The organism is Sphingomonas mucosissima (assembly GCF_002197665.1).
Lineage (GTDB): Bacteria > Pseudomonadota > Alphaproteobacteria > Sphingomonadales > Sphingomonadaceae > Sphingomonas > Sphingomonas mucosissima.
Genome location: NZ_NBBJ01000001.1, coordinates 47317 through 60859 on the forward strand (window position 1 = coordinate 47317; position 13543 = coordinate 60859).

Below are 13543 nucleotides of genomic sequence, written 5' to 3' on the forward strand. Positions count from 1 at the left end.
TCGGGCCTGTGGCGCCCTTCGACAAGCTCCGGCGGAATGGATAAGGAAAGGAGATGCTCATCCTTGGCCTGGAATCCTCCTGCGACGAAACGGCTGCCGCGGTCGTCACCGGCGATCGACAGATATTGGCGCATCGCCTCGCGGGGCAGGAAAGTGAACACCGCCCTTATGGCGGCGTTGTGCCGGAAATCGCCGCGCGCGCGCATGTCGAGGCGCTGGAGCCGCTGGTGCGAGCTGCGCTGGATGACGCGGGCATGAAGCTCGCAGATGTGGACGCAATAGCCGCCACTGCCGGCCCGGGGCTGATCGGCGGGGTGATGGTCGGGCTGGTTACCGGAAAGGCGCTCGCCCACGCCGCTGGCAAGCCACTGATCGCCGTGAACCATCTGGAAGGGCACGCGCTCAGCCCGCGTCTCGCCGATCCGGATCTGGCGTTCCCTTATCTTCTACTTCTTGTCTCGGGCGGGCATTGCCAGTTGCTGTTGGTTGAGGGCGTCGGTCAATACCGTCGCCTGGCAACAACGATAGACGATGCCGCAGGCGAGGCGTTTGACAAGACAGCGAAGCTACTGGGGCTTGGCTTCCCCGGCGGTCCAGCGGTGGAGCGCGCTGCGCAGGGAGGTAATCCGCTGGCAGTCCCGCTGCCGCGGCCGTTGCTGCGCTCGCCGGAGCCGCACTTTTCCTTCGCGGGGTTGAAGGCGGCCGTTGCGCGCGTGATCGGCGACTATTCGGCAGAAGACATCGCCGCTTCCTTCCAGGCCGCCGTGATCGACTGTCTGGTTGATCGAACGCGAAGGGCAATGAACCGGGCCGATGGAGCGACGGCGCTCGTGGTGGCCGGCGGCGTCGCTGCGAATAGCGCGGTACGCGAGGCCCTTTCAGCGCTGGCAACTGAGAACGGGCTGCGCTTCGTCGCCCCGCCGCTGTGGCTTTGCACGGATAACGCCGCCATGATCGCCTGGGCCGGCGCGGAGCGTCTAGCCGCAGGCCTTACCGATCCGCTCGATACGCCGGCGCGTGCGCGGTGGCCGCTGGATCCCACTGCAGAGGCGGTGCGTGGGGCAGGGGTGAAGGCGTGAAGATCGGAGTCATCGGCGGCGGCGCCTGGGGCACCGCTTTGGCGCAGGTTGCCGCGCGGGGCGGGGACGTACTGCTGTGGGCACGTGAGCCGGACGTGGTGGAAAGCATCAACGGTCGGCACGAGAACCTCACCTTTTTGCCGGGGGTGCCGCTCTCACCGGACATTCGCGCTACCGGACTTCTCGCAGACCTTGCCGGGCGTGACGCGCTGCTCGTAGTGGCTCCGGCGCAGCATGTCGGCGCGGTGCTGGAGGCAACGCCGGTCGGTCGGACGCCGCTCGTCCTCTGCGCTAAGGGCATTGAGGCGGGAACGCGGCGCCTCGTCGGCGAAGTCGCACAGGCTGCACATGCCGAGGCGCCGATTGCTGTCCTGTCTGGCCCGACCTTTGCGCATGAGGTTGCCGCCGGGCTGCCTACCGCGGTGACGCTCGCCTGTGCCGACGATGCGCTGCAAGCGCGGCTCGCGGGACGCTTGGCGAGCCCCAGCTTCCGACCGTACGCATCCGCCGATGTGATCGGCGCGGAGATCGGCGGCGCCGTCAAGAACGTGCTGGCTATCGCGTGCGGGGTCGTTGAAGGCGCAGGCCTTGGCCAAAACGCCCGCGCTGCGTTGATCGCGCGCGGCTTTGCGGAAATGACTCGGTTCGGCATGGCGCGTGGCGCCCGGCCGGAGACGCTGGCGGGGCTGTCCGGGCTTGGCGACCTCGTCCTCACCTGCTCATCGACCAGCAGTCGCAACTTCTCGCTGGGCCTTGGGCTGGGCCGGGGAGCACGGGCGATTGATCTGCTGGCTGACCGGCGGACCGTCGCGGAGGGCGCATTCACCGCCCCGGTCCTGGCCGAGGCGGCCGCGGAAGCCGGCGTCGACATGCCGATTACCGCCGCGGTGTGCCGTTTGCTCGATGGGGTGCCTGCGCGAGCGGTGATCGACGATCTCCTGGCTCGTCCTCTGCGTGACGAGGGATGATTCGTTGGGCTGCGTTGCCGCGCGCGATCAACGCGGGCAAGCCGCTGATCATGGCCGAGCTACGGGCACTTTGTGAACGATCGGGCATGGGGGACGTGTCGGCAATCTTGTCATCCGGGAACGTTGTCTTCACGTGTGACGCCGACGCGCAAACGATCGAGGCGCGGTTAAAGGATGCAGCGAAAATCGATCTGGAGCTCGATACGACATGGTTCGTGCGTAGCCATGCCGAACTGGCACAGATCGTCGCGGCTGCGCCGTTCCCTGATGCGATCGCCGCGCGGCCCAATCATGTGCAGGTGCTGTTTCACGGTCAGGTGCTCGACCTCGATCGCTTGAGGGAACTCGCCGAGCGTCATGACGGTCCCGAACAGATGCACCCGGTCGGCCGTGAGTTGTACGTTGATTATCCTGCGGGAATTGGTCGATCAAAGCTCCCGCAGTTGTTTAACAAGGCAAAGATGCCGCTTTCTACCGCGCGAAACTGGAACACGCTTCTGAAGCTGGTGGACGCGACCCGCTAAACCAACGCTGCTGATGCGCCGCGCAGCCGGTGGCTATCGCAGCACCTGGCCGGCGAGACCGCTGCAATCCGCATCCTGCGCAATTGGCTCCTGCTTGCCAGTGATTGCCCGGCCTACTGCCTTGAGCACGTTGCCGATAGACTTCACCTCTCGCGGCACCACAATGTCGGGCTCGCTGATGGTGCCGGTCATGGTTGCCGACCCCGGCAGTCGCAGCACCGCATTGTGCTTTGGGGCGCCGGTCAGACGAATGGACAAGCGTTCCTCCGGAAACGTGATCGTCCCTTGGCCATCCAATCGGCTTTGCGACGTGTCGACCACCAGGGGGCTGACCTGTCCGCGACCATTGCGCACGTCGAGGCCGACGATCACACATCGCAGCACCGCGCGATCGTCGCGGCCGGCGAGCAGCGCGCCTCCCGCGTCGAAGCCGAGCGCCTCGGCGACCTCCTTCGGCAGTTCGCCTTGGCGCGCGGCAAGCCCGATCCGCCCGCTAGAGTGCCCCACCGCCTCGCGAACCGTACTTCCCCGACCCGCAAGCCGCGCGCGCGCGTCCACTCGCCCCGTTACCGATCCGCCCCCGCCGGCCAGCGCCGGAATGCTACTGTTGGTCAGCCGAAGGTCTAGCCGCAGCAGCGGAACGGGCGCGCCGTCGCTCTGATCGACCACAGCCTGCCCGGTGATCCGTCCTCGCGGCATACCGATAAGCAGCGGGGAAATCCTCAGCATGCGGCGGTCGAGCGATAGCGTTCCAGCCAGGTTGGTTATCGAAGACGGACCGTGGCGGCTGACGATCCGTGCCACTTTGAAGCTGATGCGGCCGTCGGTTTGGCCGATCTTCGCTAAGTTGATGCGAGTGTCGGGTATGATGCGGGGGCCGAGGGCCTGTTCTTTGGCGGCGGCGGCTCGCAGGCCCTCGTCCGATGAGAGGTCGTCTAAGTCGAGCTGGCGCGATTCGAACGATCCGTCGAGCTTCGTGCGGCCATCATTCTTGATGACGCTCAGCTTCCCCGAGATGTCCGACCTTCCCACCCGGCCATTGAGCCGGTCGATCAACCAGCGGTCAGGCTCGCGCCGGACTTGGGCGGAAAGTACGATCGGCTGCGTGCGGAAGAGGCCTGCCTCAATGATCGTATCAACAAGCTTGAGATCGCTGGCCTGCGCCGTCACCTCAAGGGACATGTGCTCGGTGTCGAGCGGCGCTGCCATGGTGCCTTTCGCATGCATGACGAGATCACGACCGGTCAGCCGCACGTCGAAGGGCCACCGGCCCGTGTGATTGCCGGAAATCGCCGGTGCCTGCGCCGCGACGCGCACCTGCGTGCCGCGGATCGCTCCAGCGCCGCGCACCCGGAGCCCGATCGCGGAATCGGACTGAAGTTGGAGGTCAAAGCTGCGTTTTTGTTTGTCGTCGCGATACGTCAGGCGCGAATCGCGGACGGCGAGTTGATCGAGCCCACCGCCGCCCGTTCCGCCGCGGCCGGTGCTGCCGCGCCAGCTCTCGCGACCATCGGCGGCACGGACCAGATGAAGCCGCGCGCCTTCGATGGACACATCGTCAAGCGCCAGCCGCCCGGTAAGCACCGACAAGGCGCTGAAGCCGATCTGCATCCGCGCCACCCGCGCGAGATCCTGCGGGCCGGCCCAGGCGGGGCCGGGAACGCGCACGTCGCGCAGCCGAACTGCCGTCGTGAACCCAAAGTGATCCACGCGCTCCATCGCGCCGATCGTCACGGGGCGGCCGAAGCGCGCGGTCATCCGGCTTTCCAACACGCCCTTGAGCAGACCCCAGGGGAAAGCGGCGAGCGAAATCGCGATAATCGCGGCAATCACGGTGATCAGCGTGGCCGCAATCCTGATCCGGGGGCGGGACAACCAACTGATCATCTAGAACGAGACGCCTGACGAGCCGTTTTCGTTCCGGATGCGAAAGGAACGGAGGCGTGGCAGCACGATCCCGCACACCTTCATCAATCCGGCGCAGGCAGAGCAGACACACCTGCCGTCCATCAAAAATCGACGGCGATGCCCTTCTTTTCCCAATCGCCGTACCGCACGGGATCGCGGCCCAGCGGATCTTCTGCCGGTCGCTCGATTGGCGCTGGCTTGGGCACCGGCGTGTTGGGCGAGAGATAAGCCGGCGGCTTCACATGAGGGGGGCGGTTCGACATAATCTCTTCCGATTGTGGCCGTGACCCGCCACATGGGGCCGATGCTTCCTTCCGCCAAGCCCCATGCTGCACCGAAACGCCGACCAGCGGACCCGCCCGGTACGGCTGCCCGCCGCGCTGCACTGCGCCTTCTCGACGCGGTTCTACGCCGCGGCGATCCCCTGGAAGCGGCCCTGCCGGCGGCAACGCGCGGGCTGGAGGGTGCGGATCGCGGCCTTGCCCATGCGATTGCGGCCGAGGCGCTGCGTCGGTTGCCCGATCTGGATGCGCTGATCGATTCGGCGACGCGCCAGCCGCTTCCAGAGGATGCCAAGGCGCGGACGGCGCTTCGGGTCGCGCTGGTCCAGACGCTGGCCCTCGGCACGCCGCCGCATGCCGCCATCGCCACCGTGCTGCCGCTCGTCGATGGCGGGCCGCGCAAGCTGGTCCATGGTGTGTTCGGCGCATTGACCCGTGCCGGTGCCGTTCTTCCCGAGGTTCCGTCGCTCCCCCTAGCAGTTGCGGAGCGGTGGCGGGCGAACTGGGGCGACGCGGTGGTCGCCGCCGGGGCTGCCGCCATTGCCGCCCCGCCGCCGCTTGACCTGACGCTCGCCAGCCCCGCTGCCGCCGCTCCGGAGGGCGTCAGCCTGGCGCCGGATCACCGACGGCTGGTTGATGCCGCACCCGTCACGCAGCTGAACGGCTATGCCGAAGGCGCCTGGTGGGTGCAGGACATCGCTGCGTCGCTGCCGGCGCGGCTGATCGGAAGAGGGCCGGGCAGGGCGCTCGATCTGTGCGCTGCGCCGGGTGGCAAGACGATGCAGCTTGCCGCCGCTGGATGGGATGTCACGGCGCTGGAAATCGCGCCGTCGCGTGCGGCACGCTTGCATGAGAACCTTGCTCGGACGCGCTTGCCCGCCACCGTTGTGATCGCCGACGCGCTGGACTGGTCCCCGTCTGAACCGATGGACGCCTTGCTGCTCGACGCCCCGTGCAGCGCCACCGGCATTTTCCGGCGCCACCCGGAGGTGCTGTACCGCGCCCATGCCGGACTCATCAAGGAAATGGCGGCGCTGCAGGCGCGCTTGCTCGATCGCGCCGCTGCTTGGGTGCGCCCCGGCGGATGCCTGGTTTACGCCACCTGTTCGCTCGAGCCCGAGGAAGGGGAAGAGCAGATGAAGCGCTTCCTGGCGGATAATCCCGACTATGCGGTTGTCCCGCCAAAGGCGGGCGAGTTGCCGACCGGTATTGAGGCGAACAGTGATGGTTACGTCCGCACGCTTCCGGGCACGCTTGCCGATGTTGGCGGCTGCGACGGCTTTTTCATTGCACGGCTCGTGCGTGCTTCCGCCTGAGCGGATCGGGCGTTAAGGATTTCTTGTTGTCCCCACCGTTCGGGTTGCGATGATCGGACGTGTCGCCTTCCGCATCTGTTGCGGAAAGCGGCGTTCCGACAAGGCAGAACGAATGGGCTTTGAGCGAGTGAACCGTTGAAGCCAGTCCGTATCGCCCCGTCGATCCTTTCCGCCGATTTTGCCAGATTGGGCGAGGAGGTGCGCGCGATCGACGCGGCCGGCGCCGATTGGATCCACATCGATGTGATGGATGGCCATTTCGTGCCCAACATCACGATCGGGCCGGCCGTCGTGAAGGCCCTCCGGCCGCATACGGCGAAGCCGTTCGACGTGCATCTGATGATCTCGCCCATCGACGTGTATCTCGACGCCTTCGCAGAGGCCGGTGCCGACACGATCACGGTCCATCCCGAGGCCGGGCCACACATCCACCGCTCGCTCCAGCATATCAAGTCGCTGGGCAAGCGCGCAGGCGTGGTGCTGAACCCGGCGACGCCGGCCAAGATGCTCGATTACATCATCGACATGGTCGATCTGGTGCTGGTGATGAGCGTGAATCCCGGATTTGGCGGGCAGAGCTTCATCGACAGCCAGCTGCGCAAGATCGCTGCGATCCGCAAGATGATCGACGCCACCGAGCGTGACATCGACTTGCAGGTGGATGGCGGGATCGACGTTCGCACCGCGCGCCTGGCGATCGATGCCGGTGCCGATGCTTTGGTCGCCGGCACCGCCACATTCCGGGGCGGACCGGATGCTTATGCGGCCAACATCCGTGCGTTAAGGGGCGCATGAGCGAACGCGCCGGCGATCTTCCCACCGCCGACGGGATCGACGAAGGCAAGCGGCTGGTGCGCGTGGGCGGCGACAAGGGATTGTCGCTCGCCGAACGCCTTGCCGACCGCTTTCATCGACTGACCTGGCGCACCCCGATCCACGGTTTTCGGCTGAAGGGGCGGTATCCGCTGAAGCTGATTGCCGTTCCCGATGACCCGCTCTTTGGTGACGTGGCGCGCGGGCGGGCGCTGCTGGAAGGGCAGCTTCTGTTTCGCGGGGAAAGCCATGCCGTTGCCGGATTGGACCTGCGGAGCTTCTCACCGTCCGCGCCCTTTGCCGAATTTCTTCATAGTTTTGCGTGGCTTCGCGATCTGTCGAGCGTGGCGACGCGGGCGCAGGGGGCGCCGATTGCCGAGGATCTGATGGAGCGGTGGCTCGCCGCGCACGCCGAGCGGGTGACGGCGCTGGCCTGGCGCCCGGACCTGTGGGGGCGCCGCATCCTGTTCTGGACGGCGCATGCGCCGCTGATCCTCTCCTCCACCGATCTGGTTTATCGTTCCAAGGTGTTGAACGCGCTGGCGCGCGGCGCGCGGCATCTGGACAGCAGCGCGGACAAGGCGCCGCCCGGCCCGCACCGGGTGGCGGCATGGTGCGGGGTGATCGCGGCCGGGCTGCTGATCCCGGGCGGCGATCCGCGCAAAAGCTTCGGCGAAGCCGGCCTTGCCAGAGCACTCGACGGGGCACTTTGGCCTGATGGCGGCCTCGTCAGTCGTTCGCCCGAGGCACTTCTGGAGATGATCGGCCTCTTAACCACCCTGCGCGAAAGTTACGCCGCGCGGCGGCAGGATTTGCCCGAATTCGCGCAAGGCGCGCTGGCGCGGATGGTGCCGGCGTTGCTCGGCACGTGCCACGCCGATCGCGGGCTGGCGAGCTGGCAGGGCGGCGGGCCCGTCCCGGCTGAGCGGGTGGCGCAGGTGATCGACGCGAGCGGCGTGCGCGCGCGGCCGCTCCGGCAGGCGCGCGACTGGGGCTATCAGCGGCTGACGGCGGGCAGCACTGTGCTCCTGGTCGATGCAGCGCCGCCGCCGATCGCGCGCGTGGTGGAAGGGGGCTGCGCTTCCACCCTGGCGTTTGAGCTGTCGGACGGGCCGGCGCGGATCGTGGTGAATTGCGGCGGCGCACGCGCGGCGCTGCCGACGCTGCCGCGCGCGCTGGTGGAAGGGCTGCGCACGACCGCTGCGCATTCCACGCTGACGCTGGCGGACACCAATTCCACGGCGGTTCACCCCGACGGCACGTTGGGGCGCGGCGTGGCGGAGGTGGAGCTGACGCGGCAGGAATCGGAAAACGCCAGCCGCATCGAGGCAAGCCACGACGGCTATGTGCGCCGCCACGGCTTCGTCCATCGCCGCCAGCTGATCCTGACGGGCGACGGCAAGGAACTGCGCGGCGAAGACGTGCTGCTGCCCAAGGGGCGCAATCGCCGGCCCGGCGCCCTGTCCTTCGCGATCCGTTTCCACTTGGGACAAGGGGTGGAAGCGTCGCCGACCGCAGACGGTCTGGGCGCCGTGCTGCGCGTGCCGGGGGGCGCGATGTGGCAATTCCGGACGCGCGGCGGATCGCTGACCATCGACGACAGCCTGTGGATCGATGGCGAGGGGCGGCCGATCGCCACGCAGCAGCTGGTGATTGGCGGCACCGCCGAGGCGGGCGGCACCAATGTGGGCTGGGCGCTGAAGCGCGCGCGCTGATTCGGGCTCCCCTCGCGGCAAACGAGCGGGTAGGGGAGCCGCGTGCCCGTGACATGCCCGGCCCGCCGGTGGTGTGTCACCTGATCTCCACCCACCAGCCCTTCCTTTCGCCAAGCGAAGGGCAGCAGGATAATCATGACCGCCATCACCATCCGCCGCGCGCTGCTTTCCGTTTCCGACAAGACAGGGATCGTCGACCTTGCCCGCACGCTGGCCGATCAGGGTGTCGAGCTCGTCTCCACCGGCGGCACGGCCAAGGCGCTGCGCGAGGCGGGGCTGGACGTGCGCGACGTGTCGGACCTCACGGGCTTTCCCGAGATGATGGATGGGCGAGTCAAGACGCTGCACCCGATGGTCCACGGCGGGCTGCTCGCGGTGCGTGACGATGCCGCGCATACCGCCGCGATGGAGGAGCATGGGATCGGCGCGATCGATCTGGTGGTCGTGAACCTTTATCCCTTCGCGCAGACGGTGGCGAAGGGCGCGGACCGCCCCGAGGTGATCGAGAATATCGACATCGGCGGCCCCAGCATGGTGCGCTCGGCCGCGAAGAACCATGCCTATGTCGCGATCGTCACCGATCCCGCCGACTACGCGATCGTCGCGCGCGGCGAAACGAACCTGGACGAGCGCAAGCGGCTGGCGGCCAAGGCCTTTGCCGCGACCGCGACCTATGACGGCATGATCGCAAGCTGGTTCGGCCTCTCCGACCAGAACGAGCAATTCCCGGCGACCTTGCCCTTCACGCTCGAGGCGCCGACCGTGCTTCGCTATGGCGAGAACCCGCACCAGCAGGCGGCCTTCTATCGCCATGCTGGCCCCTCGACTCCCGGCATCGGCCAGGCGCGGCAGGTCCAGGGCAAGGAACTGAGCTACAACAATCTGAACGATGCCGACGCGGCGCTAGAGCTGGTGAGCGAGTTCCGGGCGGCCGACCCGACCTGCGTGATCGTAAAGCACGCCAATCCGTGCGGCGTCGCGACCGGCACGACGCTGGCCGAGGCGTATGAGGCGGCGTTCGCGTGCGACACCGTGTCGGCGTTCGGCGGGATCATCGCGCTCAATCGCACGCTCGACGCAGCGACGGCCAAGGCGATCACGGGCATCTTCACCGAAGTGGTGGTGGCGCCCGACGCCGACGAGGAAGCGATCGCGCTGTTCGCGGCGAAGAAGAACCTGCGCCTGCTGCTGACCGGCAGCCTGCCCGATGCGGCGCGCGGCGGCCTGACCGCGAAGACGATCGCGGGCGGCTGGCTGGTACAGTCACGCGACAATGGCGTGCTGACCGACGACATGCTGAAGGTGGTGACCAAGCGCCAGCCGACGCCGCAGGAACTGGCCGACTGCCGCTTCGCCTGGACGGTGGCGAAGCACGTCAAGTCGAACGCGATCGTTTATGCCAAGGACGGCAGCACGGCGGGCGTCGGCGCGGGGCAGATGAACCGGCTGGAATCGGCCCGTATCGCGGCGTGGAAGGCGAAGGATGCCGCAGACAAGGCGGGCTGGACGACCCCGCGCACGATCGGCTCGGCAGTGGCCTCGGATGCGTTCTTCCCGTTCGCCGACGGGCTGCTGGCGGCGGTGGAGGCTGGCGCCACGGCGGTGATCCAGCCGGGCGGCTCGATCCGTGATGCCGAGGTGATCGCGGCGGCCGACGAGGCGGGGCTGGCGATGGTGTTCACCGGCATGCGGCACTTCCGCCACTAATGGGCGATCCGATCAGATTGCTTTGCGTTCCCGGCGAAAGCCGGGATCCAGTTGCGCGATAAAGCTGGAGAGCAAAGCACTTGTCACAAGAGCGTTCCTAACTGGGGTCCGACTTTCGTCGGGGAGGCGCGTTGAGGAACGTAGACCATGGCCGCTTATCTCGCCCGAGCAGCGGCCGGGTCTAGCTCTCTCCCTCGCCGGTTCCGCCAACAATCAGAACCAAGTCAGAAATCCTAAGTCCGCGAATGGGTGAGCCATCAGCCGCACGGAGGCTACGTGGCGCGAGGACTTGGGAGGCGATTTTGCAAGCTTGAAGATCAAGGCTGGGTTCCTTGCTCGGCTTCTCCAATGCGCAGCTTTCGACTCTGTTGCCCGCTGTAACTATCTGGCGAACAGCAAGATCTGCTGATTTCCTGTCGGAAGGCAGGCTTTTTACCGAAACAACGGCATCGTACTTTATATCTGCCTTGCGGTTCGTATTCCAAGCGATCAGACGTGTGATCTCACTCGGTATCGGAAGACCGGCAGCATCAAGTGCTGGTTTGAACCGTCCGTTGCGGTGCATCAATGCGCATGCTTGCTGATCGAGCGACGGTGCACCGCTGGAAACAAGAATGTCGCAACGCGAAACTGCGCCTTGGACATCTATAGTCAAAGCAAACTTCACCGTTCCCGACTGGTCTTTATTCCAAGCTTCTTTCGGGTAGTCGCCCGCTTTGACCCAACTTCCCGGCTGGATTGCTTTGGGTCCAGCACTAAGATCATTCGGCGCAGATTGTTGCGTAAACGCCGGGGTGGCCAAGACTCCAAGACAGAGGCCGCCGAGCATTTTCAGGAGCGTTGGTGCCGAGATCTGGTTGACGTTACTCATTCGTTCTAGGCTCACTTCGGGGCGCGGTTCCAAGTGCATTGACGTGATATCCGCGAGGTTGAGCTATGCTTGACAGGGGCTCTGGAGGCTAAACCCGCGCGAACCACCAGACGCCATCGCGCTCCTCGCGCACCGCGCGGCCTTCGAGCTCCAGGCGGCGCAGGTGGGCGAGTGCTTCGCCGGTCGCCATGCCGATGACGTCGAGGCCGATCGGGCGGCGGAAGAGGACCTTGAAGCAGTCGGTCGCGCTGACCGGGCCGGCGGCCATCAGGTCGACGATCGCGTCGAGGCGGTCGAGATGCTCGTCGCGCAGCGCGTCGAGGCGGGTGTGGAGGCCGTAGAAGGGATCGCCGTGACCGGGCAGGACGAGTAGGTCGTCGGGCAATTGCTTGAACCGCTCTATCGAGCGCAGCCAGTCGCCCAGCGGGTCCTCGTTGGTCTGGCTGACGTGCATGGAGACGTTGGAGCTGATCTTGGGCAGCACCTGATCGCCCGCGACCAGCACGCGGCGGTCGTAATCGACGAGGCAGGCGTGCTCGGGGCTGTGCCCGCTGCCGGTGACGACATGCCAGTCGCTGCCACCGATGCGCATGACGTCGCCGTCCTGGATGCGGGTGTAGCAGACCGGCATCCGCGAGATCGCCTTGCCGAAGCTGGACCAGCCGCGCGCCTTGCCATGCGCCATTTGCTCCTCGTCCCAACCGGCGCCCTGCCAGAAGGCGATCTGTTCCTCGGGCACTTCGGGCTGCGCATCGGCGGAGAGCATGCGGACCATCAGCCATTCGGTGCGCGTCATCACGATCGCGGCGTCATCGAATTTGCGCGAGAGCCAGCCGGCGAGGCCGACGTGATCGGGGTGCATGTGCGTGCACAGGATGCGGCCGATCCGGTCGCCGGCGAGCGGGCCGTCGAGGATCGTGCGCCACGCCTCCGTGCAGCGCGGGCTGGCGGTGCCGGTGTCGATGGCGAGGAGATCGGGGCCGTCATCGAGGATGAGGCCATTCACATGCTTCAATGGCCCCGACATCGGCACGCGCCACCAGCGGATGCCATCCATGAGGCTGAGCAGCTCGCCCGGCTGCGGGCCGCGATCACCGAAAGGGAAGGTCAGACCGGCGGAGCTGGTAGGCGTCAGCCCTTCGTCCCCGATCAGCGTGCGTAGATATGCCGTCGCCATGCGGCGGACGCTATCAGCATAACAATCGTTACGTCGAGTGCTATTCGGCTGCAGATCGTAAGCAGCGAGTTTGATCGGGCCTGTTCGTCATGCCGGGCCTGTACCGTCATCCAGCATGCCGCACCCTCCGCCCCGGCGAGTTCGCGAAAAGCCTGGACCCCGGCACAAGGCCGGGGTGACGAAAGAGGGCGCGTCGTTCGCCGATCAGCGGCGGAAGGGATCGTCGAACAACGGGCGCGCCTCGCCCTCGTTGCCAGCGAGTTCGGCATCGCGCGACGCCTGCTCGCGCTCGGCCCGCAGCTGCTCGATGAGGGCAGCGCGATCGCCGTCGAGGCGCGTGTCGGTCGGCTGCGGCTCGGTGCCGGCGGACTTGGCGGCCTTGGAGACGGCAGCGTCCAGCTCGCGCTGCGTCGTCAGGCCGAGCGTCACCGGATCCTTCGGCGTGATGTTGCCGATGTTCCAGTGCGTCCGGTCACGGATCGCCGCAATCGTCGTGCGCGTGGTGCCGATCAGGTTGGAGATCGCGCCGTCGCTGATTTCCGGGTGATTGCGGATGATCCAGGCGATGCCGTCCGGCTTGTCCTGACGCTTGGAGACCGGCGTATAACGCGGGCCCTTGGTACGGCGCACCTGATCGGGACCCTTGGTCATCTTCAGGCGGTAATCCGGATTGACCTGACCCTTGTCGATCTCGTCCTGGGTCACTTCGTGCGCGCGGACCGGATCGCGGCCGGTCAGCTTGGTTGCCGCCGTGTCATCAGCGATCGCCTGAACCTCAAGAACATGAAGGCCGCAGAAGTCGGCGATCTGCTCAAAGGTGAGCGAGGTGTTGTCGACCAGCCAGGAAGCGGTCGCGTGGGGCATGAGCGGCTGGGCCATGCGTGAATGCCTTTCGGTATAAACAAATAGGGCCGCCCCTTACCGGAGCGGCCGCTTAACCTGTCGTGACTTAATGTGCTCGGGCGGCAAGGGCAAGCGCTGTCCGCTTTCGGCCGCCGTCGTCATTTCCGCCGCATGCTGGCGGTGATCAGCGCACCTGCTCGATCGGCGCGCCCGTGACCGGATCGGTGGCCGGTGTCAGGGTCAGCAGGCCGATTGCCCCAAGCGTGAACCCGCCGGCAAACTGCCACAGGAAGCTGGACTTGAGGAAGCGGGTCATAGGATTGCTCTGATTCTCTGTTTGC

13 protein-coding genes are annotated in these 13543 nt (G+C 66.6%); 7 read left to right on the forward strand and 6 right to left on the reverse strand.

Features of this window, described 5'->3' with window-relative positions; all coding sequences use genetic code 11:
- The first annotated feature begins 53 nt into the window (after positions 1 to 53).
- The 3 genes from tsaD to SPMU_RS00255 are packed head-to-tail and all read left to right on the forward strand — an operon-like array spanning position 54 to position 2571.
- The gene (tsaD, locus tag SPMU_RS00245; RefSeq protein ID WP_088330784.1) at positions 54 to 1079 is read left to right on the forward strand and encodes a tRNA (adenosine(37)-N6)-threonylcarbamoyltransferase complex transferase subunit TsaD; all 1026 of its coding nucleotides are present in this window, start codon (positions 54 to 56) and stop codon (positions 1077 to 1079) included.
- Complete coding sequence (locus SPMU_RS00250; protein WP_088330787.1) at positions 1076 to 2047, forward strand: NAD(P)H-dependent glycerol-3-phosphate dehydrogenase; 972 nt, start codon at positions 1076 to 1078, stop codon at positions 2045 to 2047. The genes tsaD and SPMU_RS00250 overlap by 4 nt, the downstream gene beginning before the upstream one ends.
- On the forward strand, positions 2044 to 2571 hold the full coding sequence (locus SPMU_RS00255; RefSeq protein ID WP_088330789.1) for a DUF1697 domain-containing protein: 528 nt from the start codon (positions 2044 to 2046) through the stop codon (positions 2569 to 2571). The genes SPMU_RS00250 and SPMU_RS00255 overlap by 4 nt, the downstream gene beginning before the upstream one ends.
- Before the next feature lie 33 nt (positions 2572 to 2604).
- Here the strand turns inward: SPMU_RS00255 and SPMU_RS00260 are convergent, their stop codons facing one another.
- Complete coding sequence (locus SPMU_RS00260) at positions 2605 to 4458, reverse strand: AsmA family protein (RefSeq protein WP_088330791.1); 1854 nt, start codon at positions 4456 to 4458, stop codon at positions 2605 to 2607.
- Between the two features lie 122 nt (positions 4459 to 4580).
- Positions 4581 to 4742 (reverse strand): DUF1674 domain-containing protein, encoded by a 162-nt coding sequence (locus SPMU_RS00265; protein WP_088330793.1) that lies wholly within the window; start codon positions 4740 to 4742, stop codon positions 4581 to 4583.
- A gap of 41 nt (positions 4743 to 4783) precedes the next feature.
- Between SPMU_RS00265 and SPMU_RS00270 the strand changes: the two genes are divergently transcribed.
- From SPMU_RS00270 to purH, 4 genes are all read left to right on the forward strand, one after another.
- Positions 4784 to 6076, forward strand: coding sequence for an RsmB/NOP family class I SAM-dependent RNA methyltransferase (locus SPMU_RS00270; RefSeq protein WP_088333056.1), 1293 nt, complete (start codon positions 4784 to 4786; stop codon positions 6074 to 6076).
- Between the two features lie 135 nt (positions 6077 to 6211).
- Positions 6212 to 6871, forward strand: a complete 660-nt coding sequence (gene rpe / locus SPMU_RS00275) for a ribulose-phosphate 3-epimerase (protein WP_088330795.1) — start codon at positions 6212 to 6214, stop codon at positions 6869 to 6871.
- Positions 6868 to 8604 (forward strand): heparinase II/III family protein, encoded by a 1737-nt coding sequence (locus tag SPMU_RS00280; RefSeq protein ID WP_088330797.1) that lies wholly within the window; start codon positions 6868 to 6870, stop codon positions 8602 to 8604. Before rpe ends, SPMU_RS00280 begins: the two co-directional genes overlap by 4 nt.
- 135 nt (positions 8605 to 8739) lie before the next feature.
- Positions 8740 to 10311, forward strand: coding sequence for a bifunctional phosphoribosylaminoimidazolecarboxamide formyltransferase/IMP cyclohydrolase (purH, locus tag SPMU_RS00285; RefSeq protein ID WP_088330799.1), 1572 nt, complete (start codon positions 8740 to 8742; stop codon positions 10309 to 10311).
- Positions 10312 to 10492: 181 nt separating this feature from the next.
- Here the strand turns inward: purH and SPMU_RS00290 are convergent, their stop codons facing one another.
- From SPMU_RS00290 to SPMU_RS17350, 4 genes are all read right to left on the reverse strand, one after another.
- On the reverse strand, positions 10493 to 11182 hold the full coding sequence (locus SPMU_RS00290) for a TonB family protein (RefSeq protein ID WP_169715594.1): 690 nt from the start codon (positions 11180 to 11182) through the stop codon (positions 10493 to 10495).
- An 88-nt stretch (positions 11183 to 11270) separates the two neighbouring features.
- Entirely contained in the window at positions 11271 to 12359 is a 1089-nt protein-coding gene (locus SPMU_RS00295) for an MBL fold metallo-hydrolase (RefSeq protein WP_088330803.1), read from the reverse strand.
- A 204-nt stretch (positions 12360 to 12563) separates the two neighbouring features.
- Positions 12564 to 13238, reverse strand: a complete 675-nt coding sequence (locus tag SPMU_RS00300; RefSeq protein ID WP_088330805.1) for a DUF1013 domain-containing protein — start codon at positions 13236 to 13238, stop codon at positions 12564 to 12566.
- 148 nt (positions 13239 to 13386) lie between these two features.
- On the reverse strand, positions 13387 to 13518 hold the full coding sequence (locus SPMU_RS17350; protein WP_281250970.1) for a hypothetical protein: 132 nt from the start codon (positions 13516 to 13518) through the stop codon (positions 13387 to 13389).
- Positions 13519 to 13543: the final 25 nt, after the last annotated feature.